We start from the raw sequence: 26,519 nt of genomic DNA, 5'->3' as shown, positions 1-26,519 counted from the left end.
GTTCGTTGGTCAGTCAGTGGTGCCCGTGAGAGCGGGATAGTCGGTGAGGCCTTGTGCGCCGCCGCCGAACAGCGTGTCGCGATGATGCTGCGCCAGATCCGCGCCGTCGCGCAGGCGCTGCGGCAGATCGGGATTCGCGACGAACGGGCGGCCGAAGGCAATCAGATCGGCCCAACCCGCGTCGAGCGCTTCGCGGGCGCGCCCGGCCGTGTACTTGCCCGCGTAGATCAGCACGCCCGGAAACGCTTGCCGCAAGCGCAGCTTGAATTCGACGGGCATATGCGGCGCGTCGTCCCAATCGGCTTCCGCGATATGGATGTACGCGACGCCGATTTCGCCGAGCATCTTCGCGGCCGCGATGTACGTCGTCTCGGGGTCGGCGTCGACGCAACCGTTCAGCGTCGTCAGCGGCGCGAGGCGAATGCCGACGCGGCGCGCGTGACCCGTGCCGTCGATGAGCGCGCGCGTGACTTCGTTCAGGAATCGCAGCCGGTTTTCCAGCGAACCGCCATATTCGTCGGTGCGGTTGTTGGCGTTCGAATCGATGAACTGATTGACGAGATAGCCGTTGGCCGCATGCAGTTCGACGCCGTCGAAGCCTGCCAGCATCGCGTTGCGGGCTGCGTCGCGATACTGACCGACGACATCGGCGATATCCGCCTTGCTCAGCGCGCGCGGCTCGGAAGCCTGCACGAAGCCCGGCACGTTGCCGCCTTCGGCGCTCGCGATGAAGACGTTGACGCCGTTGGCCTGAAGCGCGGAAGACGACACCGGCTGTGCGCCGCCGAGCAGACTCGTGTGGCTCAGTCGGCCGACGTGCCACAGTTGCGCGAAGATGCGTCCGCCCGCCCGATGCACGGCCGTCGTCACCTTGCGCCAGCCGTCGATCTGCGCCTGCGTGTAAATGCCGGGCGTCCATGCGTAGCCCTTCGCAAGCGGCGAGATGTAAGTGCCTTCGCTGACGATCAGGCCGGCGCTGGCACGTTGCGCGTAGTAGGCGGCCATCAGATCGTTGGCTTCGTCGCCGGGCTGGCTGGCGCGCGAGCGCGTCATCGGCGGCATCACGATCCGGTTAGGCAGCGTGATCTCGCCGAGCGTGAGAGGTTCGAAAAGCGGGTCGTGCTTCATGGCAGGAATCCTTGCGTCGAGGTTGCGTGTGCTGCGTCCGGCTAGTCCCACGAAGGCGCGAGTCCTTCGGGATTCACTTCGCGTCCATTGCGCTCCAGCGCGGCGATTTGCGCCATGTCGTCGGCGGTCAGCACGAGCTGTTGCGCGAGCAGGTTGCTCGCAAGGTTCTCGCGCTTCGTCGACGACGGAATCACCGAATAGCCCAGTTGCAGCGCCCACGCGAGCGCAACCTGTGCAGGCGTGGCCTCGTGACGTTTCGCGATCTGCCCGATAACGGAATCCTTCAGCACCTTTCCGTAAGCGAGCGTCATGTACGACGTGACGTGAATGCCTTCTGCGTTGAGGAAGTCGACGAGCTTGCGGTTCTGCAGATAGGGACTCAGTTCGATCTGATTGGTCGCGATGTTCTCCTTGCCGACGACGGCGATGGCCTGCTTCGTCAGTTCGATGTTGAAGTTGGAAATGCCGATCTGCCGCGTGAGCCCTTGCGCTTTTGCTTCTGCCAGCGCGCTCATGAATTCGTCGAGCGGCACGCCGTTGTTGGGCGCAGGCCAGTGAATGAGCGTCAGGTCGACGCGATCCGTGCGCAGCTTCGTCAGACTCTCTTTCAGGCTCGGAACGAGCTTGTCGCGCGAATAGTTGTCGGTCCAGATCTTCGTCGTCAGAAACAGCTCGTCGCGTGCAACGCCCGACGCCGCAATCGCTTCGCCGACTTCGGCTTCGTTGCCGTAGATCTGCGCGGTGTCGATCGTGCGATAGCCGAGTTCGAGACCGGCGCGCACGGAGTCGATCACGACCTGACCTTGCAGGCGAAACGTGCCGAGACCGAATGCGGGAATGTGATTCATGACAGTGCTCTCCAGATTGAAAGTGTTCGAATGCGTGTTTAGTGGGTCACTGCAACGGCTTCTTCGGCGTTGCGCTCGGGCATGTCTGCCTGACGATCGAAGCGGCCGCTCAACGCAGTCAGCGCGAATGCGAACAGCGTGACGACAGCGGCGATCCACGGCGTGTGACCGAGGCCGAGATGCGCGACGATCACGCCGCCCAGCGACGAGCCGCCTGCCACACCGAGATTGAACGCGGCGATGTTGAATCCCGCTGCGACATCCGTTGCCTGCGGCGCAACCTGCTGCGCCTGCTTGACGACGTAGACCTGAAGACCGGGCACGTTGCCGAACGCGACGGCGCCCCAGGCGAGCATCGTGAGAACCGCGAGCCACGGGTTGTGCGACGTGAACGTGAACACCAGCAGTACGGCTGCGAGCAGCAGGAAGATGCGCTTGAGCGCCTTGACGGGACCGAGCGCGTCGGCGAGCTTGCCGCCCCACACGTTGCCCACGGCGACGGACACGCCATACGCGACGAGCACCATGCTGACCTGCGACGGCGTGAATCCCGTGATCTGTTCGAGAATCGGCGCCATGAACGTGAAAGCGATCAGCGAGCCGCCGTAACCGACAGCCGTCATCGCGTACACCAGCAACAGGCTAGGATGCGCAATCACACGAGCCTGCTGAAGCAGCGGCGCAGGGCGCTTGTGCGGCAGGTTGTTCGGCATGAAGAACAGCGCACCGAGCATCGCGACGACACCGAACAGCGCAACTACGAGGAACGTCGCGCGCCAGCCGAAGTGCTGGCCGATGAACGTGCCGAGCGGAATGCCCGCGACGAACGCGACCGTCATGCCGCTGAACATCGTCGCAATCGCACTCGCGGATTTTTCCTTCGGCACGAGCGTCGTCGCGATGATCGACCCGACCGAGAAAAACACGCCGTGCGCGAGCCCCGTCAGAATGCGCGCAACGACAAGCGATTCATACGACGGCGCGCGCCACGCCACCAGATTGCCGATCGTGAATAGTGCCATCAGCGCGATCAGCAAGGTCTTGCGCGGCACGCGTCCCGTGAGCGCGGTCAACAGCGGCGCGCCGACGGCGACGCTCAATGCGTACAGGCTGACTAGCAAGCCGGCAGAAGGAAGCGTGACGCCGAGGTCGGCGGCGATCGTCGGAATGAGACCGACGATGACGAATTCGGTCGTTCCGATTGCAAAGGCGCTGAGCGTCAGCGCGAAAAGGGCAAGTGGCATGGTCGTCTGTCAGAAGGCTTGAAGGAAGCTTGATCGGATGGACGCAGTGTGCCGGCTTTACTTTTGCAGAAAAACTGGTCTATAAAGGAAACACTTTTGATTTCAAATCAAGTATGAAAGTCACACTCGACGAATTGCAGACCTTCGCCACGGTGGTCGACACGGGCTCGATCACGGCTGCGGCCGAACAACTCGATCAGACCGTGTCGGGCGCGAGCCGCACGCTGGGGCGGCTCGAAGAGAAGCTGCAAACCACGCTCTTGCGCCGGACCACTCGGCGTCTCGAACTGACGGAAGAAGGCAAGGCGTTTTTGCAGAATGCGCGCGACATCATCGACGCCGTGGAGAACGCGGAAGAACAGCTTGCCGCGCGGCGCGAGCGGCCTTCGGGACGTTTGCGCGTCGATGCCGCGACGCCGTTCATGCTGCACGTGATCGTGCCGCTGGTGGCGGGTTATCGCGAGCGCTATCCGCAGGTCGAACTGGAACTGAACAGCAACGAAGGCATCATCGATCTGCTCGAACGGCGTACGGATGTCGCAATTCGTATCGGCCGACTCAAGGATTCGACGCTGCACAGCCGTCCCGTGGGCAGCAGCCGTATCCGCGTGCTGGCGACGCCGGAATATCTGAAGGCGCACGGCCAGCCGAAACGTGTCGACGATCTTGCCGGGCATTCGCTGCTCGGATTCACGCAGCCCGAGTCGCTGAATGTGTGGCCGCTTGTCGGCGCGGACAACGAGCCGTATCGGATCGAGCCGAGCATCGCGTCGTCGAGCGGTGAAACGTTGCGGCAACTGGCGCTGGAGAGCGCGGGAATCGTCTGTCTATCGGACTTCATGACGGGCCGCGACCGTCGCGAAGGGCGCCTCGTTCAACTTCTTGCGCGTCAGACGCAGGACGTGCGGCAACCCATCAATGCCGTCTACTATCGCAACACGGCGATATCGGCGCGTATCGCTTCATTCGTCGATTATCTCGCCGAGGCCGTGAAGGCCACCGAATTCGCGCGCTAGTTCATCATGCCGGCTCGAACGCCGTTTCGAGTCCGGCGCATGTTCCGTTTCCCTCCTTCTGCTTTGCCGATTGTTGCCGTGCGAACAACATGGTGAACACGCGCGCGGTGCTTCTGGCATGCGTTGCCGCTACCTACAATCCGTTGCGTCGATAGTCGCACAAGCGATGTCTCCAGCGTCGATCGTGTGCCGCTCGTCACGAGTCCGGGCAACCGTCGTCGGCTTCGCAACTCTCAAATCGAAGGCAAATATCATGTCGCAGAAGATCCTGATCGTGGGTGCCGGCTTCGCCGGCGTGTGGGGCGCACTAGGCGCGGCTCGCGTGCTCGATGGCGCGGGCGTACGGAGCAGCGACGTCGAAATCACGCTGATCTCGCCGAAACCCGAATTGCAGATCCGTCCGCGGATGTATGAAGCCGAGCCGCAAAACATGGCCGCGCCGTTGCTGCCGCTGTTCGACGCGATCGGCGTGAAGTTCGTCGCGGGCAGCGTCGATGCGATTTCCGTTCAGGACAAGACGGTCAGCGTCGTGTCCGCCGACGGGAAGACGCACTCGCTCGCGTACGACCGCCTGCTGCTGACGAGCGGCAGCAAGCTGAGCCGTCCGCCGATTCCGGGTCTCGAGCATGCGTTCTCCGTGGACCGCATCGAAGACGCAGTGGAACTCGACCGACATCTCGACGCACTGGCGAAACAGCCGGCTTCTCCGGCACGCAACACGGTCGCCGTGGTCGGCTGCGGCTTCACGGGCATCGAAGTCGCGACGGAATTGCCGAAGCGCCTGCGCGAGAAATTCGGTGCCGATGCCAACGTGCGTGTCGTCGTGATCGGCTCGCAAGACACGATCGGCCCGGATCTCGGCCCGAATCCGCGTCCCTTCATTGCCGACGCATTCGAGAAGCTGGGTGTCGAGACGGTACTCGGATCGGGCGTGGTGTCCGTCGATGCGCAAGGCGTGCGCACCGCTTCGGGCCAGCACATCGAAGCGGGCACGGTGATCTGGGCGGGCGGCATGCGCGCGAGCCCGCTGGCGGCACAGGTGTCGTCGCATATCGATCCGCTGGGACGCGCCGAAGTGGCCGCGGATCTGCGCGTGCCCGAAGCGCCCCACGTGTTCGTGGCAGGCGACGTCGCGCGCGCACTGACGGACGACGACGGCCATTACGCGCTGATGTCCTGTCAGCACGCGATGATCATGGGGCAATTCGGCGGTCACAATGTGGCCGCCGATCTGCTCGGCGTTCCGACGCTGACGTATCGGCAGCCGTTCTACGCGACGTGCGTCGATCTCGGCGAGTGGGGCGCTGTCTATTCGGAAGGCTGGGATCGGCAGATGAAGCTGACGCACGCCGAAGGCAAGGCGCGCAAGCAGATGATCAACACGATGTGGATCTATCCGCCCGCACCGAATCGCGCGGAGGCGCTGGCGGCGGGCAATCCGGAAGCGTCGTTCGGCTAGGACGTATTGCATCGAATGCGGTAGCGGCACGTTCCCTATCACGCGCTGCTGCCGTATCTGCAATGCTGGAAATCGCACGTTCCACTCCTCGAAGGAGCGCACCATGAAAGCCAACGTCCTTTTTCGCGCGACACTCTGCGCGTCGCTGTTGCTGTCGATCGTACCGGCTGTCGCCGTTGCCGAACCGTTTGCCATCAAGGTCGATGGCCTGAGTCGTGGGCAGTTCGTGAACGAACAGGTGTACGGCGGATTCGGTTGTCATGGCGACAATGTTTCGCCGCACATTTCGTGGACGCATGTTCCGCCGGGCACGAAGAGCATCGTCGTGAACATTCATGATCCCGATGCGCCGACGGGCGGTCTGGGCTGGACGCATTGGGAAGTCGTCAACATACCGGCGACGCAATCGTCGCTTGAAAAGGGCGCTTCCGGAAATCCGAACATGCTGCCCGCGGGCGCGCTCGAAACGTTGACGGATTTCGGCGACTCGAAATACGGCGGACCATGCCCGCCGCAAGGCACCGCGCATCGATACATCGTCACGGCGTCGGCGTTGTCCGTGCCGAGTATCGACGTGAAGGCGGCTTCGAGTCCGGCTCTCGTCGCTTACCAGATGCACGGCAAGGTCATTGCGCAGGCGAAGTACGTTGCGAAGTATCGCCGCGCCGCTGAGTGAACCTTGAACGCGACGCGGTCGGTCATATCAGCGACATGCCGCCGTCCACTTTCAGATTGACACCGTTCACGAAGCTGCCTTCGTCGCTGACGAGAAAAAGCGCGGCGCGCGCGAGTTCGTCCGCTTGACCGAGGCGGCCAAGCGGAATGCTGTTCGCGATCGCGGCCTCGAATGCAGGACGGTCGGTGGATTCGATACCGAGCTTGGCGAGAATCGGTGTGTCGACGGGACCGGGACTGATCACGTTGACGCGAATGCGCCGTGCCTTGAACTCGATTGCCCAGCTGCGGGCGAACGCTTCGATTGCGGCCTTCGTGCCGGCATAAACGGCGTGGCCGTCGAATACGCGCGTGCTGGCAATCGAACTCGTCAAGAGTATTGCGCCACCTTCGCGCATATGCGGTGCAATCTTCTGAACGCCGAAGAATACCGCTTTGGTATTCGTGGCGAAATGCTCGTCGTATGACTCGATGCTGACCGTGTCGGACGGCGCAATCGTGTTGGTGCCTGCATTCGCGACATAAATGTCGACGCCGCCGAACCGCTCTGCAACCAGCGATGCGACGCGCTCATGTGTCGCGGAGTCCGCCATGTCGCCCGTCAAACCGATTGCGCGATCGCCGAGTTCGGCTGCGGCTGCATTCACGGCATCGGCCCGACGTCCGACGATTACCACGTTCGCGCCCTCGGCGACGAACAGCCTGGCCGTTGCCAAGCCGATTCCACTATTGCCGCCCGTCACGACGGCCACTTTGTTTGCGAGTCGATTCAATTCATTCTCCGTAATCGTCCGCCGCAATGGCGTAGGGCTTCAATGTAGCGTTCTGCCGGAAGCCGCTCCAGTCGCGCAGCGGCGCTATCAGTTTTGCCGAATGGTCATCAATGTCATCCGAAAGATTTAGCGGTTTGCCCGCATTCGTGCGGGCCGTCGAAGCCGGTTCGTTCACCGCCGCAGCGCGCGCGCTGGGCACGACGCCGTCTGCCGTGTCGAGAAGCGTCGCGCGCCTGGAAAAGCGGCTAGGCGTCACGCTGTTTCAGCGATCGACGCGAGCTTTCGTGCTCACGCTCGAAGGGCAAAGGTACTACGAACGCGTCGCGCCGTTCATACGCGGTCTCGAAGAAGCGGACCAGGTTCTCGCAGCCCCTGCAACCGCCGCCGGAAAATTGCGTGTGAGCATGCCCGGCGATCTGGGGCGTACGTTGCTGGAGCCCATTACGCGCGATTTGATGACGCGCAATCCGGAGCTGGCGCTCGAAGTCAGCGTGAGCGATCGTCACGTCGATCTCATTCGCGAGGGCTTCGATATCGCGATCAGAGCGGGGCACGTGATGGACAGCGGCTTATACGCGCAACGGATGGTCAGTCTGCCGCTGGTGCTGGTCGCTTCGCCCGCGTATCTGCGTGCATGCGGCGCGCCGCGCACAGCCGCCGAACTGGCAGCACATCGCCATGTGCGCTACAGGCTCGATGGACGTGCAATTCCCATTGTCTTCGCCGACGGCAAGACGCTGTCGGTCGAAGGCATGTTCGACGCCGATAGCGGCGACGCCATGCGAGTGGCTGCTGTGAGTGGACTCGGTATCGCACAGATTCTGCGAACCACGGTACAGAGCGATCTGAATGAGGGCCGATTGCAGATCGTACTGCCGGAGGTGCCGCTGCAGTCGGTTCCCGTCCTGGCGCTTCATGCATTCGGGCGCAACATACCTGCCCGCGCGAGGATCTTTATCGACTTCATCGCGGAACATCTCGCGCTTTCGAAATAGCGGAGAACATTCTTTTCTTTGTCGATAAGACTACTGAAGTAGTCGAATCGCTTCAGGTCGATTCGACATCTTACGATTCAAGAACCTTGTAAATAGTGCGTTCTTTCCTTGGCCCGATTCTTGTGTAGTAAAGCAGGTCGTGACGTGCGACATCGCGCCTGAACGACGAGAGAATACAAATCGACGAATGAAAAGGAAAGAACCATGTTTGAAGGATTCGAGAATCGCTCTGCTGTCGTGACGGGTGCAAGTTCCGGCATTGGACTCGCGACTGTGCAACGCTTGCTGGAGAACGGCGCGCGCGTGCTGGCGATGAGCCGAACCATGCGCGAACTGGAGAGCTTGCAAGCAACGCATGGCGAGAGACTCAAATGGCTCAAGGGCGATGTGACTGAAAGCGCCGATCTCGCTGCGCTTGCGGAGCGCGCACGGCAATTCGGCGCTATCGATTTTCTGCTGCCGAATGCAGGCATTGCACAACTGGGCGATGGTCTTGAGTCCGCTGCGTTCGAACGTCAATGGGCGGTGAATGGAGCGGGCGCATTGAATACCTTGTCGGTGTTGCGGGATCAATTGGCAAAGCCTGCGTCGGTGGTTTTCATTGGAACATTCCTGTCGCAAGTGACGTTTCCGGGTCTTGCCGCGTATATCGCTTCGAAGACGGCACTCAAGGCGCACGCGCGAACGCTCGCAGTAGAACTCGCTACGGATGACGTCAGAATCAATATCGTCTCGCCGGGCCCGACCGCGACGGCTATCTGGTCGACCCTGGGTTTATCGCAAGATCAGTTGTCAGCCGTAGCCGGGCGCGTCAATCAGCGCCTGCTCTCCGGCCGCTTTCTCGAACCTTCGGCGATTGCGGACACGATCATGTTCCTGCTATCCCCTGCGTCGCGCGGCATCTATGGACAGGATGTGATCGTCGATAACGGATATACGCTGCAATAAGAGCATCTTTGATGATTGCCGTTGGCGGCCATCTCGCGCAGTGCGAACACAGATGCCAGCGGCAATCTATTCGGAGCTGGATCGGCGAACTGCACTCCGCAGACATTCATCATGCAGTTGCGCTTTCGCCTGATTCACGAGTTGGCGGCACACGGTTGTCGATTTGCCGATTGCGGCAGCGACTTCACTATAGTTTGCGCCGAAGAGTTCATGCAGCAGGAACGCCGCGCGCGCCTCGGGCGGCAAGCGTTCGAGCAGCATGAGGAACGCGACCGATACTTCGTCGGCGCGTTCTTTCAGTTCCTTCGGCGTCGCAGACGCATCCGTCATGTCGTTAGCCTTTGCGCAGTGCGGTGGCGAGCTGTTGTGCTGCCCGCTCGATTTCCTCTTCATTGAAGGGCGCAAAACCCAGCACGAGCGCTGGCTTTTGTGTGTGGCGATGCGTGTATCGGCTCAAAGGCGCTGCGTCGATTCGCGCTGATTTGAGTTTCTCGATAGCCGTGCGTTCATCGAACGGCAGCAGATGGCCGATCACGTCGAGTCCGGCATCGGCCGGTTGAACGTCGATCAAACCTTGCCAGTGAGCGTGTGCGGCGCGTTCAAATGCTTGCGCGCGGCTCGCATAGATCTTGCGCGTGCGGCGCACGTGTCGATCGAAATGTCCTTCGCTCAGGAAGTCCGCGAGCACGGCCTGCGTCAGACCATTTGCGCTGCGGACCGTGACCGACGCCGCGCGAACGAAGGGGTTGACGAGTTGCGGCGGCAGTACCACATACGCAAGCCGTAACGAAGGGAACATCAGCTTGTTGAATGTGCCGGCGAGCACGACGTGTGCCTCGGCGCCGGGAAGACTGCGCAACGCCGGCAACGATCTCGAACGAAAGCAATATTCGCTGTCGTAGTCGTCCTCGAAAATAATCGCGCCGCTTGCGGCAGCCCAGTTAAGCAATGAAGCTCGCCGTTCAGCCGACAGAGGCACGCCAAGCGGTGCGTGACGCGTCGGCGTGACATAGATCAGCGCAGCGGATGGCGCTTCACGTATGCCGTCGAGTACGCGCATGCCGTCGTGGTCGACGGGAATATCGGCGACACGAACTCCGCTCGCGTGCATGATCTGACGCGCGCCGATGTAGCCGGGGTCTTCCATCCACACGGTGTCGCCAGGGCCCGTTAGCAGACGCATACATAAATCGAGCGCCTGATGCACGCTGCCGACTACGACGATCTGCTCAGGTGAAGCGCGCACGCCGCGCGCGATGGCGAGATGCTCGGCAATGGCCGCTCGTAGTGCGAGCAATCCGGCAGGACTCGTGTCGTTGAGCGTCAGCAGCCGCGAAGTGCGCAATTGGCGCACATGGAGTTGACGCCACAAATCGACGGGAAAGAGGCGAATGTCGCCGCGATGCGGATAAAACGGCTGCGGCAATGCATTCGCGTCGGCAAGCGGAAAAGGCGAATCGCACTCTTTGAGACGGCTGATCCATGGCGCGCGCGATTCGCGCGTGTGCGCGGTTTCGATAGCAACCGAAGATGCGTCCGCCGCTTTGGCGGGATGCAGTTGATCGGGCAATACGGCGCTCACGCGCGTACCGCTTCCGACGCGTGTCACCAGATAGCCTTCCGCCAGCAGTTGTTCGTACGCAGCGGCAACGGTACCTCTCGCGAGGCTGTATTGCCGCGCAAGCGTGCGCGTTCCCGGCAGCGTGCTGCCGCCAGGCAACCTTCCGCTGACGATGGCCAGTCTCAGTGCTTCGTACAGCCAACGCTGCAAGCCCTTGGCCGGATCGGGCGAACCCAAAGTAAGGGGCCACGCGATAGCGGACCGGTCGCGTCCACTTACCTCCGTTGGGATTTCACATCGATCGTTCATAACGGTTGAAAAGTCAGTTATCGGCTTTTGCAGTGATTGCTGGATCGAATGTCATGTGCATTCGAATCAACCATGCACGAAAACCATCCACTCCTAACCAAGACGTTTTGATCGAGAGATTTGTGACGTTGAAAAAGTGGCTCAGTTTACGAAGTAGAAACTGGCACATTACATGCGCGCACTTTCAACGCAATATCACGACGCCCATGCGCCTTTCACTACGAGATCTGTCGTGACGGGCGAATGGTTCATTTGTTCTACAGACCGTTGCAATGATGAATTCAAGGAAGTGGGATACGCCACAGCCTCGCAAATTACCGCGCCAGACGCGCGCGTCAAACACCATCGAGGCCGTACTCGAGGCGGCAGTACAGATACTGATTGCCGAGGGGACGCGAGGACTGACGACAACCCGTGTTGCGAAGCGATCGGGCTTTGCAGTGGGAACGCTATACCAGTACTTCGCGAATAAAGATGAACTGATCGACATGCTGGTGCATCGTCATCTCAACCATGTCGTGGCGTGCGCGCAGATTGCATGCAGCGATCAGAACGGCGCGAATCTGGGAGACATGATCACTGCTGTCGCCGATGCGTTCTTTGCTGCAAACATCGAAAAAGCGCGCGATGTGCGGGCGATTCATCTGGCGTGGATGCGGATCGAAAGATCAGAACTGTTTTGCGAAGCGTTTGCGAGACTTCGTGACACGACGACTTCGATGTTCGCCAGTTCGCCGCAATTGGATTCCGTCCACATCGATACGATTGCCCATAAACTGGTCTCCATGCTGATCGGTACGATACGTGCGATATTCGAGCAGGGCATGGATGAAGCGCTGACGACGGGCACGCGCGAGCAGATCGTTAATGTTCATTGCCTGTATCACCCGACAGACGCATCGCTCGACACGGCCGTATCGACCGCACACTGAAGATTGAGCGATCGTATCTGTTCGAGCATGAAGTCGATGAAGAGCCGCATGCGTGACGGCATGTGCTGTTTGCTGAGATAGCACAGAAAGTGGCTCCGGTCGTCGGGCGCGAACTGATTCATGCAGGACACGAGGCGTCCTGTCGCAATGTGATCGCAGGCCTGATAGCCGGCCACTTGCGCGATGCCTTGTCCTTCGAGAACGGCATTGAGCACGAGATCCGCATCGTTGAAAGTCAGGTGCGCGGATGGCGCGTGTTTGACGAGCGCGCCTTTTACCTTGAATTCCCACTCGTAGATTCTGCCCGACGAGAAGCGGAAATTGATCGCACGGTGCTGCGCGAGATCATCGACGTGCGCAGGCAATCCTTTCTCTAGAACATACTCCGGCGAAGCGCAGAGAATCATATGCATCGGAATGATGCGCCGTGCAATGATCTGGCTATCGTCCACGCGTCCATTTCTGAATGCGATATCGATGCCGTCGCTCGTGAAGTTGGCGTGCGCGTCGGTCAGCATCAGATCGATCGATACCTCGGGATAAAGCACACGGAACTTCGCCAACAGCGGCGCGATGACCTTTCTGCCGAAGCCGACCGTTGAACTGACGCGCAAGAGTCCGCGCGGCGGGCCGCCACGCAGATCGCGCATGCGTTCGATCGCGTTGAGAATACCGTCGATGCCCGGCTTGCACGACTCGTAGAAGATTTCCCCTTCGGCCGTCAAACCGACGCTACGTGTCGTGCGTGAGAACAGCTTGGTTCCAAGCTGCTGCTCCAGTTTCTGGATGTTCCGGCTGACGGACGATCTTCCGATGCCGAGCCGGTCGCCTGCCTTGGCGAAGCTCTCTTCCTTTGCAACGGCGATAAAAGTCATCACGGCCGCATAGCTGGTCGTGAATCCTGCCGAGAGCGTATCTATAACCTCTTCCGCTCGCGGGCTGTGGTGATTGCGCATTGTCGAATCCATGAAACGCGGTTTCCTCACAAAAGTCTTTCGACGCTGGTTTATAGACGAAGACTCGCCGTGAAAGGTTAAACGCTATGGACATATCGCAATCGCTAGCAAGCGCTAACAACACATAGCAGACAAAAGCGGCAGGATGGGTGAACATTTGCGCTCTTGATGCCGCTAAGGAAACGGGATGCGTGATCGGGAAGACCGAATACGGACGACCGCACAAAAAGACGTAGAAGTGATCGCTTCGTTCCTGCTGGCGCTCAACCGTGCCGATGCAGGCGGTATGGGAGCACTCTTCAGAGAGGATGCACTCGTCAACGATCAACTGCGCGACTTCTGGGGGCGCCCCGCCATTGAAGCATGGATCGCGAGAGAAGTGATCGGCGACAACCTGAGAATCGAAGTGATGCAGATGTTCCAGCACTATCGCGTGACGACAGTGACGGGTGCGATAACGGGGACATTCGATTCGACCGGATTACCCGATCCGCTCATTCTCAATCTGCACTTTTCTATTTTCGATGGAAAAATTGCGAGACTCTTCATTCTGCTCGATCGTCAGATCGACGCGTTCCCCGATCTACGCAGCCGTGCATTGAAAGCGATCTAGTGCACGATGCGCTGATAGACGCGCTCGATAGAGAAGATTGTCAAAGTTTCAGTTTTGGCTGCCAAGGCCATTTAGTGGGTTCGATTTTACGTACCGCTAATATAGAATGGGTAAGAACCGTGACTTCCTGCGAGACGATACTTGTTTGCCAGCTTATTGAAATTCGGAACGACGGTATCGCATTCAAACGCAGCGAGCTATTCGTTCGGGCCGTTCTTTCTGTTTCCGGATAAGCGGCAACTGGTGTGTCACGGCAAGCAGATCAAGCTGGGCGGAAGAGCGCTCGATATTCTGGTTGCACTCGTGCGTCGCGCCGGCACTTTGATCGCCGCGCGAGAACTTCTTGCAGAAGTTTGGCCCGATACCGTCGTCGTGGAAGGCAGTCTGCGCTTTCATCTCGTCGCGTTGCGCAAAGCACTCGCCGAAAGCGATCCCGGCGTGACGTATGTGATGAACGTGCCCGGTCGCGGCTATACGTTCGTCGCCACCGTCGCGTCGAGTGACGCGCTTCAGCCTGGCATCGGGCTCAAGAATGCAGCGCCGCTCCCGCGCGACCATTTTCGTTTCCATCGTCGCGGCGCATCTATTGTCGGCCGTGAGCGCGAGATCGATCAGATCGTCAGGCAACTCGCCGAGCAGCGCTTCGTCAGTATTGTCGGCGCAGGCGGAATGGGAAAGACGACGGTCGCGAATGCTGCGATCGATCGCTTGCGTGACGACTTCGAAGGCAGGGTCGTTTCGGTCGATCTGTCCGTGGTTCAGGATTCGGACCTGGTGTGTTCGACGTTGCTCGCAGCGCTGTGCGAAGGACGCGAGAGCGCATCGTCGATGAGCGAGGTGTGCGCGTCGATTGGACACACCCGCACGCTGGTCTTTCTCGACTGTTGCGAACATCTGATAGACGGCGTGGCGAAGACCGTCGAAGTACTCTATCGAAATGCGGCGGGTATCTACATCCTCGTTACGTCGCGAGAAATCGTGAATGTCGATGGCGAGTTCGTCTTCCGCCTTCCGCCTCTCGACGTGCCGCCGCCAACAGAAGTACTCAAGGCGCGCGATGCGCTGAACTATTCGGCAATACGTCTGTTCGTCGAGCGCGTCGTGCAGGCGGGTTGTCATTTCGAATTGACCGACGATAACGCCCAGGCGGTGAGCCGGCTGTGCCGTGGACTGGACGGCATTGCGCTGGCAATCGAACTCGCCGCGCGGCAAATGCCGACTTTCGGACTGGTCGGCATACTGGAACTCGTGGACAAGAAGAGCCGGCTAATGTGGCACGGTCGCCGTACGGCTGTGCCGAGACATCAGACATTGGGTGCAACGCTCGACTGGAGCTATGGTCTGTTGACCGGGCTCGAACAGGTTTGCCTGCGGCGGCTCGCCGTGTTCGTTGGTTGCTTTACGCTGGAAGCTGCTGTGGCCGTGATCGGCGCAAACGACATCGAACGCACCGACGTGATGAAGGCGATCAATCAGCTTTCGAACAAGTCGCTTCTGGATGTCCGGCTGTACGAAGGTGCAGTCCGGTATTTTCTGCTCGACACGACCCGTTCCTATGCACGCGTGAAAATGGAAGAGGCCGGCGAAATCGACGAACTGTCCGCGCGGCACGCATCGTGGTATGCGGCGAGGTGGCTCGATGACGACGCAGCGGAAGAAGAGGAAGAAGCAACGGCCAACCGCCTGGCCGAACTCGGCAATCTGCGCGCAGTGCTCGAATGGGCGCTCATACGCGAGCAGGATCTGATCAATGGCTGCAAGCTGGTCGTGTCGTATGCGAAATTGTTGCTGAAAAAGTCGATGCTCGGCGAGGCCAGAAAATGGACCGAGATCGCGTTGGCGAAACTCGGCGATGACGAGCGCGGCACGCTGATGGAACTGGAACTCACGGCTGCTTATGGGCAGGCCTTGATGTTCACGAGCAGCGACAGCGAAGCAGTCGGCCGTGCATATGAGCGCGGGCTTTCCATTGCGATGTCGATGGGCGATGCGGTTCGGCACGACCGGCTGCTGTGCGGCTTGATCATGTATCTGTATCGCACGAGCGATTTCCACGGCGCATTCACGTTCGCAAGCGAAGCCGCGCAATGGATCGCCGCGAGCGGCAGAGACACGTCAGCCGTTCATTCGATGCTCGCCGTCGCGTTGCATATGAAGGGCGACATCGCAGCGTCGGCGCGTCTTTGGGAGCCCGTCATTCTGTCGGGTAAGGCGAGCGGCATGGCAGCCGTCGAACCGGCGGAACTGGGCGTCAACCCGTATCTGCGTGCACTGAGCGGGAAGGCACGTAACCTGTGGTTGACAGGAGACTCTGACGAAGCCGAACGCGTCGCCGATGAAGCAATCGAATGCGCGCGGTCGTTGCGTCATTCCGCAACCCGATGCGTAACGCTGCTATGGGCCGGAGAAGTTTTCGCGTGGCAGGAGAACTGGCCGAGACTGCGCGAAATCGCCGACGAATACGAAGCGGTCGTCCAGGTGAATGGATTCACGCCCTATCGTTTCGCGGTGCTCGGGCTTCGCGGGCAGATCGCTTATGCCGACGGCAGGCCGGGGGAGAGCATTTCGCTGCTGGAAGGATGTATCGACGGTTTGGTGAAATGCCACTACACGATGCCGGCTTCGATGTTTCGCAACTCGTTGGCCATCGCACTGTGCGCGAATGGCGACGCCCGCCGCGCAATTCTGGTTTGCGACGAAGCGATCAGACTAATCGAGTCGAATGAAGACAGACTGTATTTGCCGACGCTGTTGATAACGAAAGCGAGTGCGCATCGTATCGAAGGTGAACACGATGCTAGCGCCGCGTGCTTGCGCGAAGCGTTTTTCGTTGCGCGACGACAAGGCGCGAGCGTCTATGAATCGCAGATCAGGCAGCTTGCGTCATAGAAGGTTTTAAGCCGATAGCGCGAAAAAAGGGCAAACGCTAACGTGCTTGCCCTTGAAGCGAATGATCCAGCCGCGGTTAGCTCTGGATAAACGCGAGAAGATCGGCGTTGAATTTCTCTTTGTGCGTATCCGTCAGACCGTGCGGCGCGCCCGGATAAACGATCAGCTTCGAGTTGCGAATCAGCTTCGCGGATGCGCGACCAGCAGCGTCGATCGGCACGATCTGGTCGTCGTCACCGTGAATGATCAGCGTCGGCACGTCGATCTTCTTCAAATCTTCCGTGAAGTCGGTTTCCGCAAAAGCCTTGATCGAATCGTAAGTGTTCTTGTGGCCGCCTTGCATGCCCTGCATCCACCACGAATCGATCAAACCCTGCGACGGCTTCGCGCCCGGACGATTGAACCCATAGAACGGTCCCGACGGCACGTCCATGTAGAACTGCGCGCGATTGGCCAGTTGCGCGGCGCGCAATCCATCGAACACGTCGATCGGCAATCCGCCCGGATTTGCAGGCGTTTTCAGCATCAACGGCGGCACGGCGGAAACGAGCACGACCTTGGATACGCGTCGCGTGCCATGCCGGCCCAGATAGCGCGCGACTTCACCGCCGCCCGTCGAGAAGCCGACGAGAATCGCGTCCTTGATACCGAGCGTTTCGAACACGGTCGCCAGATCGTCGGCATAGGTGTCCATTTCGTTGCCGTTCCAGGGCTGACTCGAACGCCCATGTCCCCGACGATCGTGCGCAACGGCGCGAAAGCCGTGCGACGCGACGAACATCATCTGCGATTCCCAGCTATCGGAGCTGAGCGGCCAGCCATGACAGAACACGACGGGACGGCCCGTGCCCCAATCTTTGTAGTAAAGCTGCGTGCCGTCTTTCGCCGACAGGTAGCTGGCCGTTCGTTGGCCATGTGCATTCGACGCGCCTGACGAAGCCGGCTGTGCAGCCTGTGCAGCACCTGACATCAGCGATGCAGCCAGTCCGCCCGCAGCCGCGGCGCCGCCCATCAGGATGTTTCTACGCGTGGTGTTTTGCTTCTGTTTGCTGTTTGTCGTCATAGTCCTTGCCTTTGTTTTAATGCCCTGTTTCAAACGAATTCTGTGGCGCGCGTAACGTATCGGCCCGGATCATGTCGAGCGCGTTTCTGGGCAGCACGCCGCCTTTCTGCAGCGGCCGGAACACGGGATCGCCGCGCCGTACGGGCACGCCCGTGAGCCCGCAAATACCGGACGTACGGGCGAAGCCGGCGCGCCATGTCTGATCCTCGAATCGGCCGAGAGTCGAATCGCTCCATGAAACCAGAATCGTGCAGGTCGTCTGCCACTCGATGCGCCGGATCGACGACGCATTCGCCATCGCAGTCGTCATCGAACGGCAGCGTTCGCGCGGGCTGCGAGCGGCGGGCGCGGTGTTCATCTGAGCGGCGAATCGCGCACGACCGTGCAAGCCGCTGACTATCTGCATCCATGGATCGGTTCTGTTCATTTCCAGCCTCTCTACGATGTGGCGAATTGCGTCACGATTCGCTCGCCTCGCCAGGCACGACGAGCGCGACGACATTCACGATGCCCTGTCGTGCCATCTTGGTGTAAGGGCAAAACCGCTCGGTTTTGCGCACCAGTTCCTCGGCGACCGTTCGATCGACGCCGGGCAAATGGACGCGCGTATGCGCACTGAGCACGAACAGGCCGTCCATCGGATCGCGTCCGAAGTCGACGGTCACATCGACTGCCGAGCCTGAAATCGGCACCGCTGAGCGTGCGGCGAGGAGATTCAATGCGCCGTGAAAACAGGCTGCATAACCCGCTGCAAACAGTTGCTCGGGATTCGTGCCGCCGCCTGGTCCGCCCAGTGCTTTCGGCAGGCGCAGAGCGGCGGTGAACTGACCATCGTCCGAGCGCGCGACACCCGACGCGCGTCCATGCTCCGCGTTGCCGCCCGTCACCGTGACGGTGGTCGTATAGAGGATTTGCGGCTCATGTCCGGAGTACTTGTCGAATAGCGTCAGCGGCGGTGGGCGTAACGTTGTCATTCGTTTCAGTGTGGAAATTGCGTTTGTTTCGAAGCGCGGTCGCGAAGGAATCGCTTCTCACGCTATCTATGCAGGCTGAATCGTAGGGGGAAGCGCGCGCGTGCAGAAGACTCGCGAAGGGGCGCACGGTGTTGCATCGGAAACATCAATTGACGCGCGGTGCGTCCGGGCGATTTGCTATGCGACGCGAGGAGTGCGTCGCAGGAAGGGTGTCAATCTGACTGTATGGTTGGTATGACTAACGATCAGACGAATAAAAACGTCTTAGTCCGCGCGCGGATCGAACGCGCGAATTAGCGCGGCAACCTGCTGTTCGGCTTCATCGCGATTGCGGATGTTCGTAAATCCCAGCAACAGCCCGCGCCGTCCCGGCGAGCCGTTGCGCCACGCGGTGAGCGCATGCACGGCGAAGCCTGCTTTGCGTGCGCGGCTCGCCAGCACGACATCGTCGAGATCTTCGCGTACGTCGACGAGCAGATGCATGCCGCCGTCCTGCAGATGAACGACGAATCCCTCTGCGGAATAAGGCGCGAGCGCTTCGGCCAGTAGCGCGCGACGGCGGGCGTAGAGCGTGCGCATACGCTTGATATGCCGTGAAAAATGGCCTTCGCTGATGAAATCGGCCACGACTGCCTGCATCAGTTCCGGACAACCGCCATGCACGGAACGCCTGCACGCCAGTTCGAATTGCGGCACGAGGCTCTGCGCGACGACCACATACGAAAGCCGCAGCCCCGGAAACAGCACCTTGCTCAGCGTGCCGCAATAGATCACGCGGCCATATGAATCCATGCTCTTCAGCGCGGGCAGCGGATGGCCGCGATATCGGTACTCGCCGTCGTAGTCGTCTTCGACGATCCACGCGTCGTGTTGCACGGCCCAATCGAGCAGTTCGACGCGGCGCTGCAAGGGCAACGCGACCCCCGTCGGACTCTGATGCGACGGAGTCACCACGGCAAGCCGCGCATTCGGGAAATGGCTTCGTCCGAATTCGACGTCGATGCCGTGCTCGTCGACGCGCACGTCGCAGGTTTGCATGCCCATGCGTGTCAGCGTCTGTGTGGTCTGCGGATAACCGGGATGTTCGACCCACGCGCCGGCGCGTGCGAGTTCGAGCGCGTCGACGGCGAGCGACAGGCTCGCGGTGTAGGCGGGCACGATGAAGACCTGATCCGCGTGCGCGTCGATGCCGCGCGAACGATGCAGATACGCCGCGAGCGCCTCGCGCAACGGCATATGGCCGGCGGGCGCGGGCCGGTTCAGCGATCCTGCCTTGCGGACCTGGCGCGCCATCAAGCGCGCCCAGAGTTTGCGGGGGAATTCGTCGAGTGCGGGGAGTCCCATCTGAAGCGGGACGGGGCTGCCGCCTTCCAGTTCGATGACCGTGTCGGGTGCATCCGCGTCCGGCAGCACGCGCGCGGCGACGCTCGCCCGTTTTGCGCGAGCGGGTTTCGCGGGGGCCGTGTGTTCCGTCACGAATGTCCCCGCCGGACCTCGCGCGACGAGATAACCCTCGCCGAGCAGACGGTCGTAGGCGACCTGCACGGTGCCGCGCGCGACGCCGAGTTCGGTGGCCAGCGCCCGCAACGACGACACTTTCTGGCCGGGACGAAGCTGCCCCTGTTCGATCATCGAGCGAAAGCGGAGGTAGATCTGTTCGTGGATCGGCGTGGCGCCGGATTCCGCGTGAATTGGGGGCGGGTTTTGGGCCTGCTTCATGGCCTGGTCTAAAGCTCGAAAAATGTGCCTGTTGGCTGGGTCATCGAACGGCGACACTGAAGCCTACACCAACCCTCGCTGACCGGCACCATGACAGACACCGCAATCCTCCGACATGCCGAAACAGACGCCGACGTGCTGGCCTGTTTCGATGTGATGCAGCAACTGCGTCCCCATTTGCAATCGCCCGGCGACTTCCTCGCCCGTGTCTCGACGCAGCGCACGCAAGGCTACTGCCTGCTGGCCGTCTGGGAAGGCGGCAAGCCTGTCGCGCTGGCCGGCTACCGGCGTGTCGACAACCTGATTCATGGCCGTTTCATCTACGTCGACGATCTGGTCACGGATGAAGCGGGACGCGGCCGCGGCCACGGAGAACGCCTGCTCGCGGAACTCGGCACGCTCGGGCGTGCGGAAAACCGCGAGCGAATGGTGCTCGATACGGGGCTGGCAAATGCGCTGGCGCAGCGCTTCTATTTCCGTTGTGGCCTGCTCGCGCGCGGCCTTCACTTCAGCATGGATCTGTCATGAACAGTCTCAAGTTGCTTATGCTCGACTGCAGTCCTCGTCGCGACAACTCGACGAGCCGGCGCTTCACGCAGCATTTGCTGCCCGCGATGGCTGCGCGTCTGGGGCGGGAAATTCGCATCACGCGGCGCGATCTGGGCGCCGATCCGTTGCCGGCGATCAGCGAAGCGTACGCAGAGTCGCTGGTCCTGCCCGTCGATGTCGCGAAAGCGCGCTTCGGTGCGTCGCTCTCCGTGTCGGACGAGTTGATTCGCGAACTCGACGAAGCCGACATGCTCTGGATCTCGACGCCCGTACACAACTTCACGGTGCCCGCCGTGCTGAAGAACTGGATCGATCACGTGGTTCGCCGCGACGTGACGTTCACGACGACGGAGCACGGCAAGGTCGGCTTGCTGCGCGACCGGCCGACGTTCGTCGCGGTCACGGCAGGCGGCGCGATGTTCCGCGAGCCGTCGTTGCAGCCGGACTTTTTCCGTCCGTATCTGAGCGCCGTGCTCGGCGTCATCGGACTCAAGGACGTCACGTTCATGCACGCGACTGGCCTCGCATTTGCAGACGAGCCGCTTTCCGTCGTGGAGACGAAGGCCGCGCAATGGCTGCGCGAATGCGAGCCGCGAGAGACGTCCGCTCACGCCTCATCTTCGATTGCTTGATCCTTTTTCTTTAAGGAGTTCATCATGAATGCACCTCGTCTGCCGTGGACCACGCTCGCGCCCACACAGTACAAATCGCTTTATGCCGTCAGCCAGTCGCTGGCTGGGTCGTCGCTTGGCGGCCAGTTGATCGAGCTGGTTCAGACGCGTGTGTCGCAAATCAACGGCTGCGCTTACTGTCTCGACATGCATGTGCGCGAACTGCGTAAGGGCGGCGAATCGTGGCAGCGTCTGAACGTGCTCTCCGCGTGGCGCGAAACGGAATTCTTCTCGGCAAGGGAAAAAGCCGCATTCGCATGGGCCGAAACCATGACGCGTCTCGCCGATGGCCATGTCGATCGCGACGCCGAGTTCGAAGCGCTGCGCGAGCACTTTACCGACGCGGAAATCGTCGAGTTGACGTGGGCCGTGGCTGCGATCAACGCGTGGAATCGTATGGCGATTGGCATGCATCAACCGGTGGACGCGAAGCCGATCGAATGACGCATGCGCGGCATGCGCAGCGGCAGCAGGGCGACCGGAAACGAATACAAATACAACACGGTCGCCTTTCAAAACGGCATGTCATTTTGCTGAAGAAGGTCTATGGTTCAAGGGTGCGTTTTCGTTTGTACGCATCGGGCTTATCGGCCCTCCGACGCTTCTTCGGGTGCATTTGCCACCTCGAACGCCACCCGCGGTTTTTGCCGCGTTCCATTTCCCTTTCGACACCAGGCAGCGAGCCGCGCACGCGTCCTTGCGGGCGTCCGCGGCGCGCTTCGACATCAGGCGGACCATGAGCGCCCGCTCATCATCTGGCTGTACCGGGGAATCTCCAACGATCGACGATGGAGGGTCAATCATGAAGATCGTTATCATCGGCGGCACGGGGCTGATCGGCTCGAAGACCGCTGCCATTCTGCGTCAGGCTGGTCATGACGTGGCCGCCGTCTCGCCGAGAACCGGCGTCAACACCATCACGGGCGAAGGGCTCAAGGAAGGGCTGACGGGCGCGGACGTGGTGGTCGACCTGTCCAATTCGCCGTCGTTCGAAGACAAGGCCGTGCTGGAATTCTTCGAAGCCTCCACACGCAATCTGCGTGACGTGGAAGCGGAAGCGGGCGTCCGGCATCATGTCGCGCTGTCCATCGTCGGAACGGACCGCACGCCGGAGAACGGCTACTTCCGCGCGAAGGTCGCGCAGGAAAAACTGATCGTCGCTTCGGGTGTTCCGTACACGATTGTCCGCTCGACGCAGTTCCTCGAATTCCTCGGCGGCATCGCGGACTCGACCACGGACGGCAATATCGTCAGAGTGTCGCCGGGCCTGTTCCAGCCGATCGCCGCGGACGACGTCGCCGGCTTCGTCGCCGACGCTGCGCTCGCTGCGCCGCGCAACGGAATGGTCGATATCGCGGGACCGGAACGCGCGCCGTTCGATGAAATCATTGCCCGCTATCTGAAGGCGGTCGGCGATCCGCGCGAGGTCGTGCGCGATCCCGAGGCACGCTATTTCGGCGGCCTGGTCGGAGACAAATCGCTGGTGCCGCTGGGCGATGCGCTGATCGGCCGCATCGGACTGGAGGAGTGGTTGAGCCGCCGCTAGCGCGTCACGTCGGGCATGCTGCCGATCCGCGTGCCGAGTTCCTCCGCGCGGCGGCAAACGGCCTGCATCAATGCCGTTGCGCTGCGTGAGGGCGGCGAGAACTTCGAATAGACGAACGTCGAGACCATTTCGAGGTTCTCGACGAGCGGACGTACGATGCAGTCGACGCCGCGCGTCGCGAACTCGTCGACGATGGCAAGCCCGAGGCCGCCGCGCACGAGCGCGAGCGCCTGATCGGCGCGCGTCACGTCCACCACCGAAGTCAGTTCGACATCGGCCTGCTGGCAAGCGCGGACGATCATCGTGCCGAACGGGATGTCGCGACGGAACAGGATCATCGGTTCGTGTTTGAGGTCTGCGAGTGCGATGCGGTCGCGGCGCGCGAGAGGATGATCGGGCGGCAACGCGCACACCATGCGGCCGCGCATGAACGGCACGGCTTCGAGATGCTCGTGCTCGATAGGCAGCGAGGTCACGGCGACGTCGACGGTCTTGCTGAGCACTTCGAGCGGCATGTCGGCCATCAGCGACGTGTGCCAGTCGACGCTCAGTCCCGGCAACTGACGCTTCAATTCGACGATAGCGGGCGCGACGACAGCAGGCGCCAGCGACGGACTGCACGCGACGCGCAGCAGACTCGCTGGACCGAGCGCGAGCGCCCGCGCGAATTCATCGACGCGCAACGCCGATTGATACACCTGCTCGACTTCGCGAAACAGCGCCTGCGCTTCCGCCGTCGGAATCAGTCGGCCTTTGGCGCGTTCGAAGAGCCGCAGTCCGAGCGTCGTCTCCGTGTGCGCGACGAGCTTGCTGACAGCCGGTTGCGACACGTACAGCATCTTCGCCGCCGCGTTGATCGAGCCCGTCAGCATGACCGCGCGAAACACTTCCATTTGCCGCAGCTTGAAACGCATGGTTCTCTGTGTCCCTTGCCGGGTATTAACCAAAAGTTATAGGGTAGCGCAAACGGGGCATACGACAGCAAAACGTCCAACCGTTAGACTCTTCGTGCCCCCGAACACGGAACATCCGATGAGCGTATTCGACGAAGACAAGATCGACTGCCACTGCCATATCTTCGATCCCGTCCGCTTTCCCTACCGCGACGACACGATGTACCGTCCCGCGCAGCAGGAGATAGGCACGGTCGCGCAGTTCGTTCGCGTGATGGACGCGTATGGCGTACGGCATGCGCTGCTCGTCGGACCGACGAGCGGTTATCGCACGGACAACCGCTGTCTGCTCGATGCGCTCGAAACGTACGAAGGGCGCTTTCGCGGTATTGCGGTAGTCGATAACGACATCGCGCGAAGCGAGCTCGAAGCGCTGCATCGCGCGGGCGTGGCGGGCGTCGCGTTCAATCCGGCGATGGAGGGCGTCGATCTCGTGCTCGAAGCAGGCGCGCTCTTTGCGTCGCTGGCGGATCTGGGGATGATTGCGCAGGTTCAGGTTTGCGGCGATCAGATGGTTGCGCTCGAGCCGTGGCTTGCAAAGCAGGAGGCGCAACTCGTGATCGATCATGGTGGGCGGCCTGATATCGAAGCGGGCGTCGATCAACCCGGCTTTCAGGCGCTGCTTCGGCTCGCCGACAGCGGGCGTGCGAGCGTCAAGCTGTCGGGCTGGCAAAAGTACTCGCGTCAGACGCATCCGTATGAAGACGCTTGGTCCTATGCGCATGCGTTGCTGCGCGCATTCGGTCCGCAACGCTGCGTGTGGGGTTCCGACTGGCCGTTTCTGCGCGCGCCGGAGCGGCTCGACTATGGGCCCTTGCTGACGCTGTTCGAGCAGATCGTGCCCGACGCTGCAACGAGACGTGAGATTCAATGGGACACGCCGCGACGGCTGTTCGGCTTCGCTGTCGAATGAACCTGCATCCATATTCACAAGGGAGAAACAACGCTTGGAACACATCGTCAATCGACACGGCCTGAACATGCCGAAGCTCGGCCTCGGCACCTGGCCGATGGTCGGTGAAGACTGCACGCGCGCCGTTTTGCAGGCTCTCGAACTCGGTTATCGTCATATCGACACGGCCGCGGGTTATCAGAACGAAGACGCCGTCGGTGCCGCACTCGCCGCGACGTCCGTGCCGCGCGAACAGATCCACGTGACGAGCAAGGTCTGGTGGGACCAGCTTGAACCGCAGGCGCTGCGCGCATCGTTCGAACGCTCGCTGCGCGATCTGCGCAGCGAATACGTCGATCTGTTCCTGATCCACTGGCCGACGCCCGACATGAACCTGCGCCGCACGCTCGATGTGATCGCCGATCTGAAAGAACGCGGACTCGCGCGCGCGATCGGTGTAGCGAATTTTCCGCTGGCGCTGCTGCGCGAAGCCGTCGAAACGATCGGCGCGCCGCTTGCCGCCATTCAGGTCGAGTATCACGTGACGCTCGGCCAGCAGAAGCTGCTCGATTTCGTGCGGCAACACGAGATGGCGCTGACGGCCTATAGCCCGCTCGCGCGCAACCGCGTTTCGGAGATTCCGGAGATCGTCGCGATTGCCCGCAAGCACGGCGTGTTGCCGACGCAGATCGCGCTCGCGTGGCTGCTCGAACAACCGGGTGTCGCGGCCGTGCCGAAGGCGGCGGGCAAATCGAATCAGACGTCGAACCTCGAATCGCTCGATGTGCGGCTCGACGACGAAGATCGCGCGACGATTGCCGCGCTGCCGAAAAACGAGCGTCTCGTGAACCCGGCGTTCGCGCCGCAATGGGACGACGCGGCATAACGGACGCAAAGAGAGCCGCGTCGCTAGCGCACGCGTCCGAATAGCGGCGACGCGAGGCTCGCGGCCGCCAGTTCGTTGGCGGCGGCAACCAGCGTGGAGCCGAGCGATTCCATCCGTTTTTCCGTGAGCCGCACGAGCGGGCCGGCCACGCTGATCACGCCGATGGCCGCATAGCCGCGCCGCTGCACGGGCGCGGCCATCGCCGTCATGCCCGGCGCAAAGACTTCGTTGATCGTCGCGTAGCCGCGTTCGCGCGCGGCGTGAACGAACTTCAGCAGATCGTTGATCGTGGTGGGCGCCTTCGGCCCATATTGCTTCGGCGATCCGAAGCCTTGACGCGTGACGAGTTCGAGCGCGCGCTCGTCCGTCATCGTCATCATCCACGCGTGTCCCGTCGCGCTGCACGACAGGATCGTGTCCATGCCCATGTCGGGATCGTAGCGCAGGCCCTTCAGCGCGCCTTGCGACTTCGCGACCCACGTCAGCCGGTCGCCGTCGACGATGGCGAGCCGTACCAGTTCGCCCGATTTTTCCGCCAGCCGGTCCAGGATGGTCTGCGCGATATCGACGATGCCCGATGTCGCCAGATAGCTGAGGCCGAGGCCGACCAGCTTTGTCGTGAGCACGTAATCGCCGTGCTCGCGCAACTGCCGCACATACCCGCATTGCTTCAGATCGACGAGCAGCCGATGACACGCGCTGCGCGGAATCTCCAGTTGATCCGAGATCAGCGCGAGTGGCGTGCCTTCCATCTGCGTCGCCAGAAATTCGAGGACGGCCAGGGTCCGTTCGGTCACGCCGGGCATCGCGGGAGTCTCCTTGTGGGCTTCGACACCGCGCGATCATTGCACGATACGGGATGAAATTCCACCCTGGAATGACGTCCCACCCGCGCTGTTAATCTGTGCAACATCTCGCGA

Annotated in this window: 27 protein-coding genes; 14 read left to right on the top strand and 13 right to left on the bottom strand. The window is 61.3% G+C overall.

The window, feature by feature from the left end:
* Positions 1-9: 9 nt before the first annotated feature.
* Genes QEN71_RS38950 through QEN71_RS38940 form a run of 3 tightly spaced genes read right to left on the bottom strand, consistent with a single transcriptional unit; the run spans position 10 to position 3,220 of the window.
* Entirely contained in the window at positions 10-1,128 is a 1,119-nt protein-coding gene (locus QEN71_RS38950; protein ID WP_201649649.1) for an alkene reductase, read from the bottom strand.
* A 41-nt stretch (positions 1,129-1,169) separates the two neighbouring features.
* The gene (dkgB, locus tag QEN71_RS38945; protein WP_201649650.1) at positions 1,170-1,976 is read right to left on the bottom strand and encodes a 2,5-didehydrogluconate reductase DkgB; all 807 of its coding nucleotides are present in this window, start codon (positions 1,974-1,976) and stop codon (positions 1,170-1,172) included.
* A 38-nt stretch (positions 1,977-2,014) separates the two neighbouring features.
* A complete protein-coding gene (locus QEN71_RS38940) occupies positions 2,015-3,220 on the bottom strand; it encodes an MFS transporter (RefSeq protein ID WP_201649651.1) in 1,206 nt (401 codons plus the stop codon).
* 113 nt (positions 3,221-3,333) lie between these two features.
* Here QEN71_RS38940 and QEN71_RS38935 point away from each other — a divergent pair, with 113 nt between their 5' ends.
* The 3 genes from QEN71_RS38935 to QEN71_RS38925 all read left to right on the top strand — a co-directional run bounded on the left by QEN71_RS38935 (position 3,334) and on the right by QEN71_RS38925 (position 6,371).
* On the top strand, positions 3,334-4,236 hold the full coding sequence (locus QEN71_RS38935) for a LysR family transcriptional regulator (RefSeq protein WP_201649652.1): 903 nt from the start codon (positions 3,334-3,336) through the stop codon (positions 4,234-4,236).
* Between the two features lie 253 nt (positions 4,237-4,489).
* The gene (locus QEN71_RS38930) at positions 4,490-5,695 is read left to right on the top strand and encodes an NAD(P)/FAD-dependent oxidoreductase (protein ID WP_201649653.1); all 1,206 of its coding nucleotides are present in this window, start codon (positions 4,490-4,492) and stop codon (positions 5,693-5,695) included.
* A 103-nt stretch (positions 5,696-5,798) separates the two neighbouring features.
* Positions 5,799-6,371 carry a YbhB/YbcL family Raf kinase inhibitor-like protein gene (locus QEN71_RS38925; RefSeq protein ID WP_201649654.1) on the top strand — a complete coding sequence of 191 codons (573 nt, stop codon included), beginning with the start codon at positions 5,799-5,801 and terminating at the stop codon, positions 6,369-6,371.
* A gap of 22 nt (positions 6,372-6,393) precedes the next feature.
* Here QEN71_RS38925 and QEN71_RS38920 read toward each other — a convergent pair whose 3' ends face one another.
* Positions 6,394-7,143 (bottom strand): SDR family NAD(P)-dependent oxidoreductase, encoded by a 750-nt coding sequence (locus QEN71_RS38920; protein ID WP_201649655.1) that lies wholly within the window; start codon positions 7,141-7,143, stop codon positions 6,394-6,396.
* A 110-nt stretch (positions 7,144-7,253) separates the two neighbouring features.
* On the opposite strand from QEN71_RS38920, the gene QEN71_RS38915 reads away from it, so the two are divergent.
* Entirely contained in the window at positions 7,254-8,138 is an 885-nt protein-coding gene (locus tag QEN71_RS38915; protein WP_201649656.1) for a LysR family transcriptional regulator, read from the top strand.
* A 204-nt stretch (positions 8,139-8,342) separates the two neighbouring features.
* Entirely contained in the window at positions 8,343-9,086 is a 744-nt protein-coding gene (locus QEN71_RS38910; protein WP_201649657.1) for an SDR family NAD(P)-dependent oxidoreductase, read from the top strand.
* A gap of 66 nt (positions 9,087-9,152) precedes the next feature.
* Here QEN71_RS38910 and QEN71_RS38905 read toward each other — a convergent pair whose 3' ends face one another.
* Complete coding sequence (locus tag QEN71_RS38905; RefSeq protein ID WP_201649658.1) at positions 9,153-9,416, bottom strand: sigma factor-like helix-turn-helix DNA-binding protein; 264 nt, start codon at positions 9,414-9,416, stop codon at positions 9,153-9,155.
* 4 nt (positions 9,417-9,420) lie between these two features.
* The gene (gene pdxR, locus QEN71_RS38900) at positions 9,421-10,884 is read right to left on the bottom strand and encodes a MocR-like pyridoxine biosynthesis transcription factor PdxR (protein WP_233471758.1); all 1,464 of its coding nucleotides are present in this window, start codon (positions 10,882-10,884) and stop codon (positions 9,421-9,423) included.
* Positions 10,885-11,228: 344 nt separating this feature from the next.
* On the opposite strand from pdxR (QEN71_RS38900), the gene QEN71_RS38895 reads away from it, so the two are divergent.
* A complete protein-coding gene (locus tag QEN71_RS38895; RefSeq protein WP_201649660.1) occupies positions 11,229-11,888 on the top strand; it encodes a TetR/AcrR family transcriptional regulator in 660 nt (219 codons plus the stop codon).
* Here QEN71_RS38895 and QEN71_RS38890 read toward each other — a convergent pair.
* Positions 11,840-12,856 carry a LysR family transcriptional regulator gene (locus tag QEN71_RS38890; protein ID WP_201649661.1) on the bottom strand — a complete coding sequence of 339 codons (1,017 nt, stop codon included), beginning with the start codon at positions 12,854-12,856 and terminating at the stop codon, positions 11,840-11,842. The two genes, QEN71_RS38895 and QEN71_RS38890, sit on opposite strands and share 49 nt — an antisense overlap.
* Positions 12,857-13,082: 226 nt before the next feature.
* Between QEN71_RS38890 and QEN71_RS38885 the strand changes: the two genes are divergently transcribed.
* Both QEN71_RS38885 and QEN71_RS38880 read left to right on the top strand, forming a co-directional pair.
* Positions 13,083-13,457 (top strand): nuclear transport factor 2 family protein, encoded by a 375-nt coding sequence (locus tag QEN71_RS38885; protein ID WP_233471760.1) that lies wholly within the window; start codon positions 13,083-13,085, stop codon positions 13,455-13,457.
* A gap of 141 nt (positions 13,458-13,598) precedes the next feature.
* Positions 13,599-16,346 (top strand): ATP-binding protein, encoded by a 2,748-nt coding sequence (locus QEN71_RS38880; RefSeq protein WP_201649663.1) that lies wholly within the window; start codon positions 13,599-13,601, stop codon positions 16,344-16,346.
* Positions 16,347-16,422: 76 nt separating this feature from the next.
* Here QEN71_RS38880 and QEN71_RS38875 read toward each other — a convergent pair whose 3' ends face one another.
* The 4 genes from QEN71_RS38875 to pdxR (QEN71_RS38860) form a co-directional block, all read right to left on the bottom strand.
* The gene (locus QEN71_RS38875) at positions 16,423-17,409 is read right to left on the bottom strand and encodes an alpha/beta fold hydrolase (RefSeq protein WP_201649664.1); all 987 of its coding nucleotides are present in this window, start codon (positions 17,407-17,409) and stop codon (positions 16,423-16,425) included.
* 16 nt (positions 17,410-17,425) lie between these two features.
* The gene (locus QEN71_RS38870; protein WP_201649665.1) at positions 17,426-17,836 is read right to left on the bottom strand and encodes a DUF3331 domain-containing protein; all 411 of its coding nucleotides are present in this window, start codon (positions 17,834-17,836) and stop codon (positions 17,426-17,428) included.
* 31 nt (positions 17,837-17,867) lie between these two features.
* Positions 17,868-18,383, bottom strand: coding sequence for an Ohr family peroxiredoxin (locus QEN71_RS38865; RefSeq protein ID WP_201649666.1), 516 nt, complete (start codon positions 18,381-18,383; stop codon positions 17,868-17,870).
* A gap of 264 nt (positions 18,384-18,647) precedes the next feature.
* Positions 18,648-20,102, bottom strand: a complete 1,455-nt coding sequence (gene pdxR, locus QEN71_RS38860) for a MocR-like pyridoxine biosynthesis transcription factor PdxR (protein WP_201649667.1) — start codon at positions 20,100-20,102, stop codon at positions 18,648-18,650.
* 90 nt (positions 20,103-20,192) lie between these two features.
* Here pdxR (QEN71_RS38860) and QEN71_RS38855 point away from each other — a divergent pair, with 90 nt between their 5' ends.
* The 4 genes from QEN71_RS38855 (at position 20,193) to QEN71_RS38840 (ending at position 22,868) form a co-directional block, all read left to right on the top strand.
* On the top strand, positions 20,193-20,630 hold the full coding sequence (locus QEN71_RS38855; protein ID WP_201649668.1) for a GNAT family N-acetyltransferase: 438 nt from the start codon (positions 20,193-20,195) through the stop codon (positions 20,628-20,630).
* Positions 20,627-21,283, top strand: a complete 657-nt coding sequence (locus QEN71_RS38850) for an FMN-dependent NADH-azoreductase (protein ID WP_201649669.1) — start codon at positions 20,627-20,629, stop codon at positions 21,281-21,283. Before QEN71_RS38855 ends, QEN71_RS38850 begins: the two co-directional genes overlap by 4 nt.
* A 24-nt stretch (positions 21,284-21,307) precedes the next feature.
* Positions 21,308-21,766 carry a carboxymuconolactone decarboxylase family protein gene (locus QEN71_RS38845; protein WP_201649670.1) on the top strand — a complete coding sequence of 153 codons (459 nt, stop codon included), beginning with the start codon at positions 21,308-21,310 and terminating at the stop codon, positions 21,764-21,766.
* A 358-nt stretch (positions 21,767-22,124) separates the two neighbouring features.
* Positions 22,125-22,868, top strand: a complete 744-nt coding sequence (locus QEN71_RS38840; protein ID WP_201649671.1) for an SDR family oxidoreductase — start codon at positions 22,125-22,127, stop codon at positions 22,866-22,868.
* On the opposite strand, the gene QEN71_RS38835 is transcribed toward QEN71_RS38840, so the two are convergent.
* Positions 22,865-23,782 carry a LysR family transcriptional regulator gene (locus QEN71_RS38835; RefSeq protein WP_201649672.1) on the bottom strand — a complete coding sequence of 306 codons (918 nt, stop codon included), beginning with the start codon at positions 23,780-23,782 and terminating at the stop codon, positions 22,865-22,867. The two genes, QEN71_RS38840 and QEN71_RS38835, sit on opposite strands and share 4 nt — an antisense overlap.
* Before the next feature lie 118 nt (positions 23,783-23,900).
* On the opposite strand from QEN71_RS38835, the gene QEN71_RS38830 reads away from it, so the two are divergent.
* Entirely contained in the window at positions 23,901-24,734 is an 834-nt protein-coding gene (locus QEN71_RS38830; protein ID WP_201649673.1) for an amidohydrolase family protein, read from the top strand.
* A gap of 34 nt (positions 24,735-24,768) precedes the next feature.
* Positions 24,769-25,599, top strand: coding sequence for an aldo/keto reductase (locus QEN71_RS38825; RefSeq protein WP_201649674.1), 831 nt, complete (start codon positions 24,769-24,771; stop codon positions 25,597-25,599).
* Positions 25,600-25,622: 23 nt separating this feature from the next.
* Here the strand turns inward: QEN71_RS38825 and QEN71_RS38820 are convergent, their stop codons facing one another.
* Positions 25,623-26,405: an IclR family transcriptional regulator gene (locus tag QEN71_RS38820; RefSeq protein ID WP_201649675.1), complete on the bottom strand. Its 783-nt coding sequence runs from the start codon at positions 26,403-26,405 to the stop codon at positions 25,623-25,625.
* Positions 26,406-26,519: the final 114 nt, after the last annotated feature.

Origin of the sequence: Paraburkholderia sabiae (genome assembly GCF_030412785.1) — a bacterium.
Taxonomy (GTDB): Bacteria; Pseudomonadota; Gammaproteobacteria; order Burkholderiales; family Burkholderiaceae; genus Paraburkholderia; species Paraburkholderia sabiae.
This window is presented reverse-complemented; position numbering and strand designations above follow the sequence as displayed.

Bases quoted from the DNA above. Each gene is read 5' to 3' on its own strand.
- QEN71_RS38950 (WP_201649649.1), bottom strand. From the start codon at position 1,128: ATGAAGCACGACCCGCTTTTCGAACCTCTCACGCTCGGCGAGATCACG.
- dkgB (WP_201649650.1), bottom strand. From the start codon at position 1,976: ATGAATCACATTCCCGCATTCGGTCTCGGCACGTTTCGCCTGCAAGGT.
- QEN71_RS38940 (WP_201649651.1), bottom strand. From the start codon at position 3,220: ATGCCACTTGCCCTTTTCGCGCTGACGCTCAGCGCCTTTGCAATCGGA.
- QEN71_RS38935 (WP_201649652.1), top strand. From the start codon at position 3,334: ATGAAAGTCACACTCGACGAATTGCAGACCTTCGCCACGGTGGTCGAC.
- QEN71_RS38930 (WP_201649653.1), top strand. From the start codon at position 4,490: ATGTCGCAGAAGATCCTGATCGTGGGTGCCGGCTTCGCCGGCGTGTGG.
- QEN71_RS38925 (WP_201649654.1), top strand. From the start codon at position 5,799: ATGAAAGCCAACGTCCTTTTTCGCGCGACACTCTGCGCGTCGCTGTTG.
- QEN71_RS38915 (WP_201649656.1), top strand. From the start codon at position 7,254: ATGTCATCCGAAAGATTTAGCGGTTTGCCCGCATTCGTGCGGGCCGTC.
- QEN71_RS38910 (WP_201649657.1), top strand. From the start codon at position 8,343: ATGTTTGAAGGATTCGAGAATCGCTCTGCTGTCGTGACGGGTGCAAGT.
- QEN71_RS38905 (WP_201649658.1), bottom strand. From the start codon at position 9,416: ATGACGGATGCGTCTGCGACGCCGAAGGAACTGAAAGAACGCGCCGAC.
- QEN71_RS38895 (WP_201649660.1), top strand. From the start codon at position 11,229: ATGATGAATTCAAGGAAGTGGGATACGCCACAGCCTCGCAAATTACCG.
- QEN71_RS38890 (WP_201649661.1), bottom strand. From the start codon at position 12,856: ATGGATTCGACAATGCGCAATCACCACAGCCCGCGAGCGGAAGAGGTT.
- QEN71_RS38875 (WP_201649664.1), bottom strand. From the start codon at position 17,409: ATGACGACAAACAGCAAACAGAAGCAAAACACCACGCGTAGAAACATC.
- QEN71_RS38870 (WP_201649665.1), bottom strand. From the start codon at position 17,836: ATGAACAGAACCGATCCATGGATGCAGATAGTCAGCGGCTTGCACGGT.
- QEN71_RS38865 (WP_201649666.1), bottom strand. From the start codon at position 18,383: ATGACAACGTTACGCCCACCGCCGCTGACGCTATTCGACAAGTACTCC.
- pdxR (WP_201649667.1), bottom strand. From the start codon at position 20,102: ATGAAGCAGGCCCAAAACCCGCCCCCAATTCACGCGGAATCCGGCGCC.
- QEN71_RS38855 (WP_201649668.1), top strand. From the start codon at position 20,193: ATGACAGACACCGCAATCCTCCGACATGCCGAAACAGACGCCGACGTG.
- QEN71_RS38850 (WP_201649669.1), top strand. From the start codon at position 20,627: ATGAACAGTCTCAAGTTGCTTATGCTCGACTGCAGTCCTCGTCGCGAC.
- QEN71_RS38845 (WP_201649670.1), top strand. From the start codon at position 21,308: ATGAATGCACCTCGTCTGCCGTGGACCACGCTCGCGCCCACACAGTAC.
- QEN71_RS38840 (WP_201649671.1), top strand. From the start codon at position 22,125: ATGAAGATCGTTATCATCGGCGGCACGGGGCTGATCGGCTCGAAGACC.
- QEN71_RS38835 (WP_201649672.1), bottom strand. From the start codon at position 23,782: ATGCGTTTCAAGCTGCGGCAAATGGAAGTGTTTCGCGCGGTCATGCTG.
- QEN71_RS38830 (WP_201649673.1), top strand. From the start codon at position 23,901: ATGAGCGTATTCGACGAAGACAAGATCGACTGCCACTGCCATATCTTC.
- QEN71_RS38820 (WP_201649675.1), bottom strand. From the start codon at position 26,405: ATGCCCGGCGTGACCGAACGGACCCTGGCCGTCCTCGAATTTCTGGCG.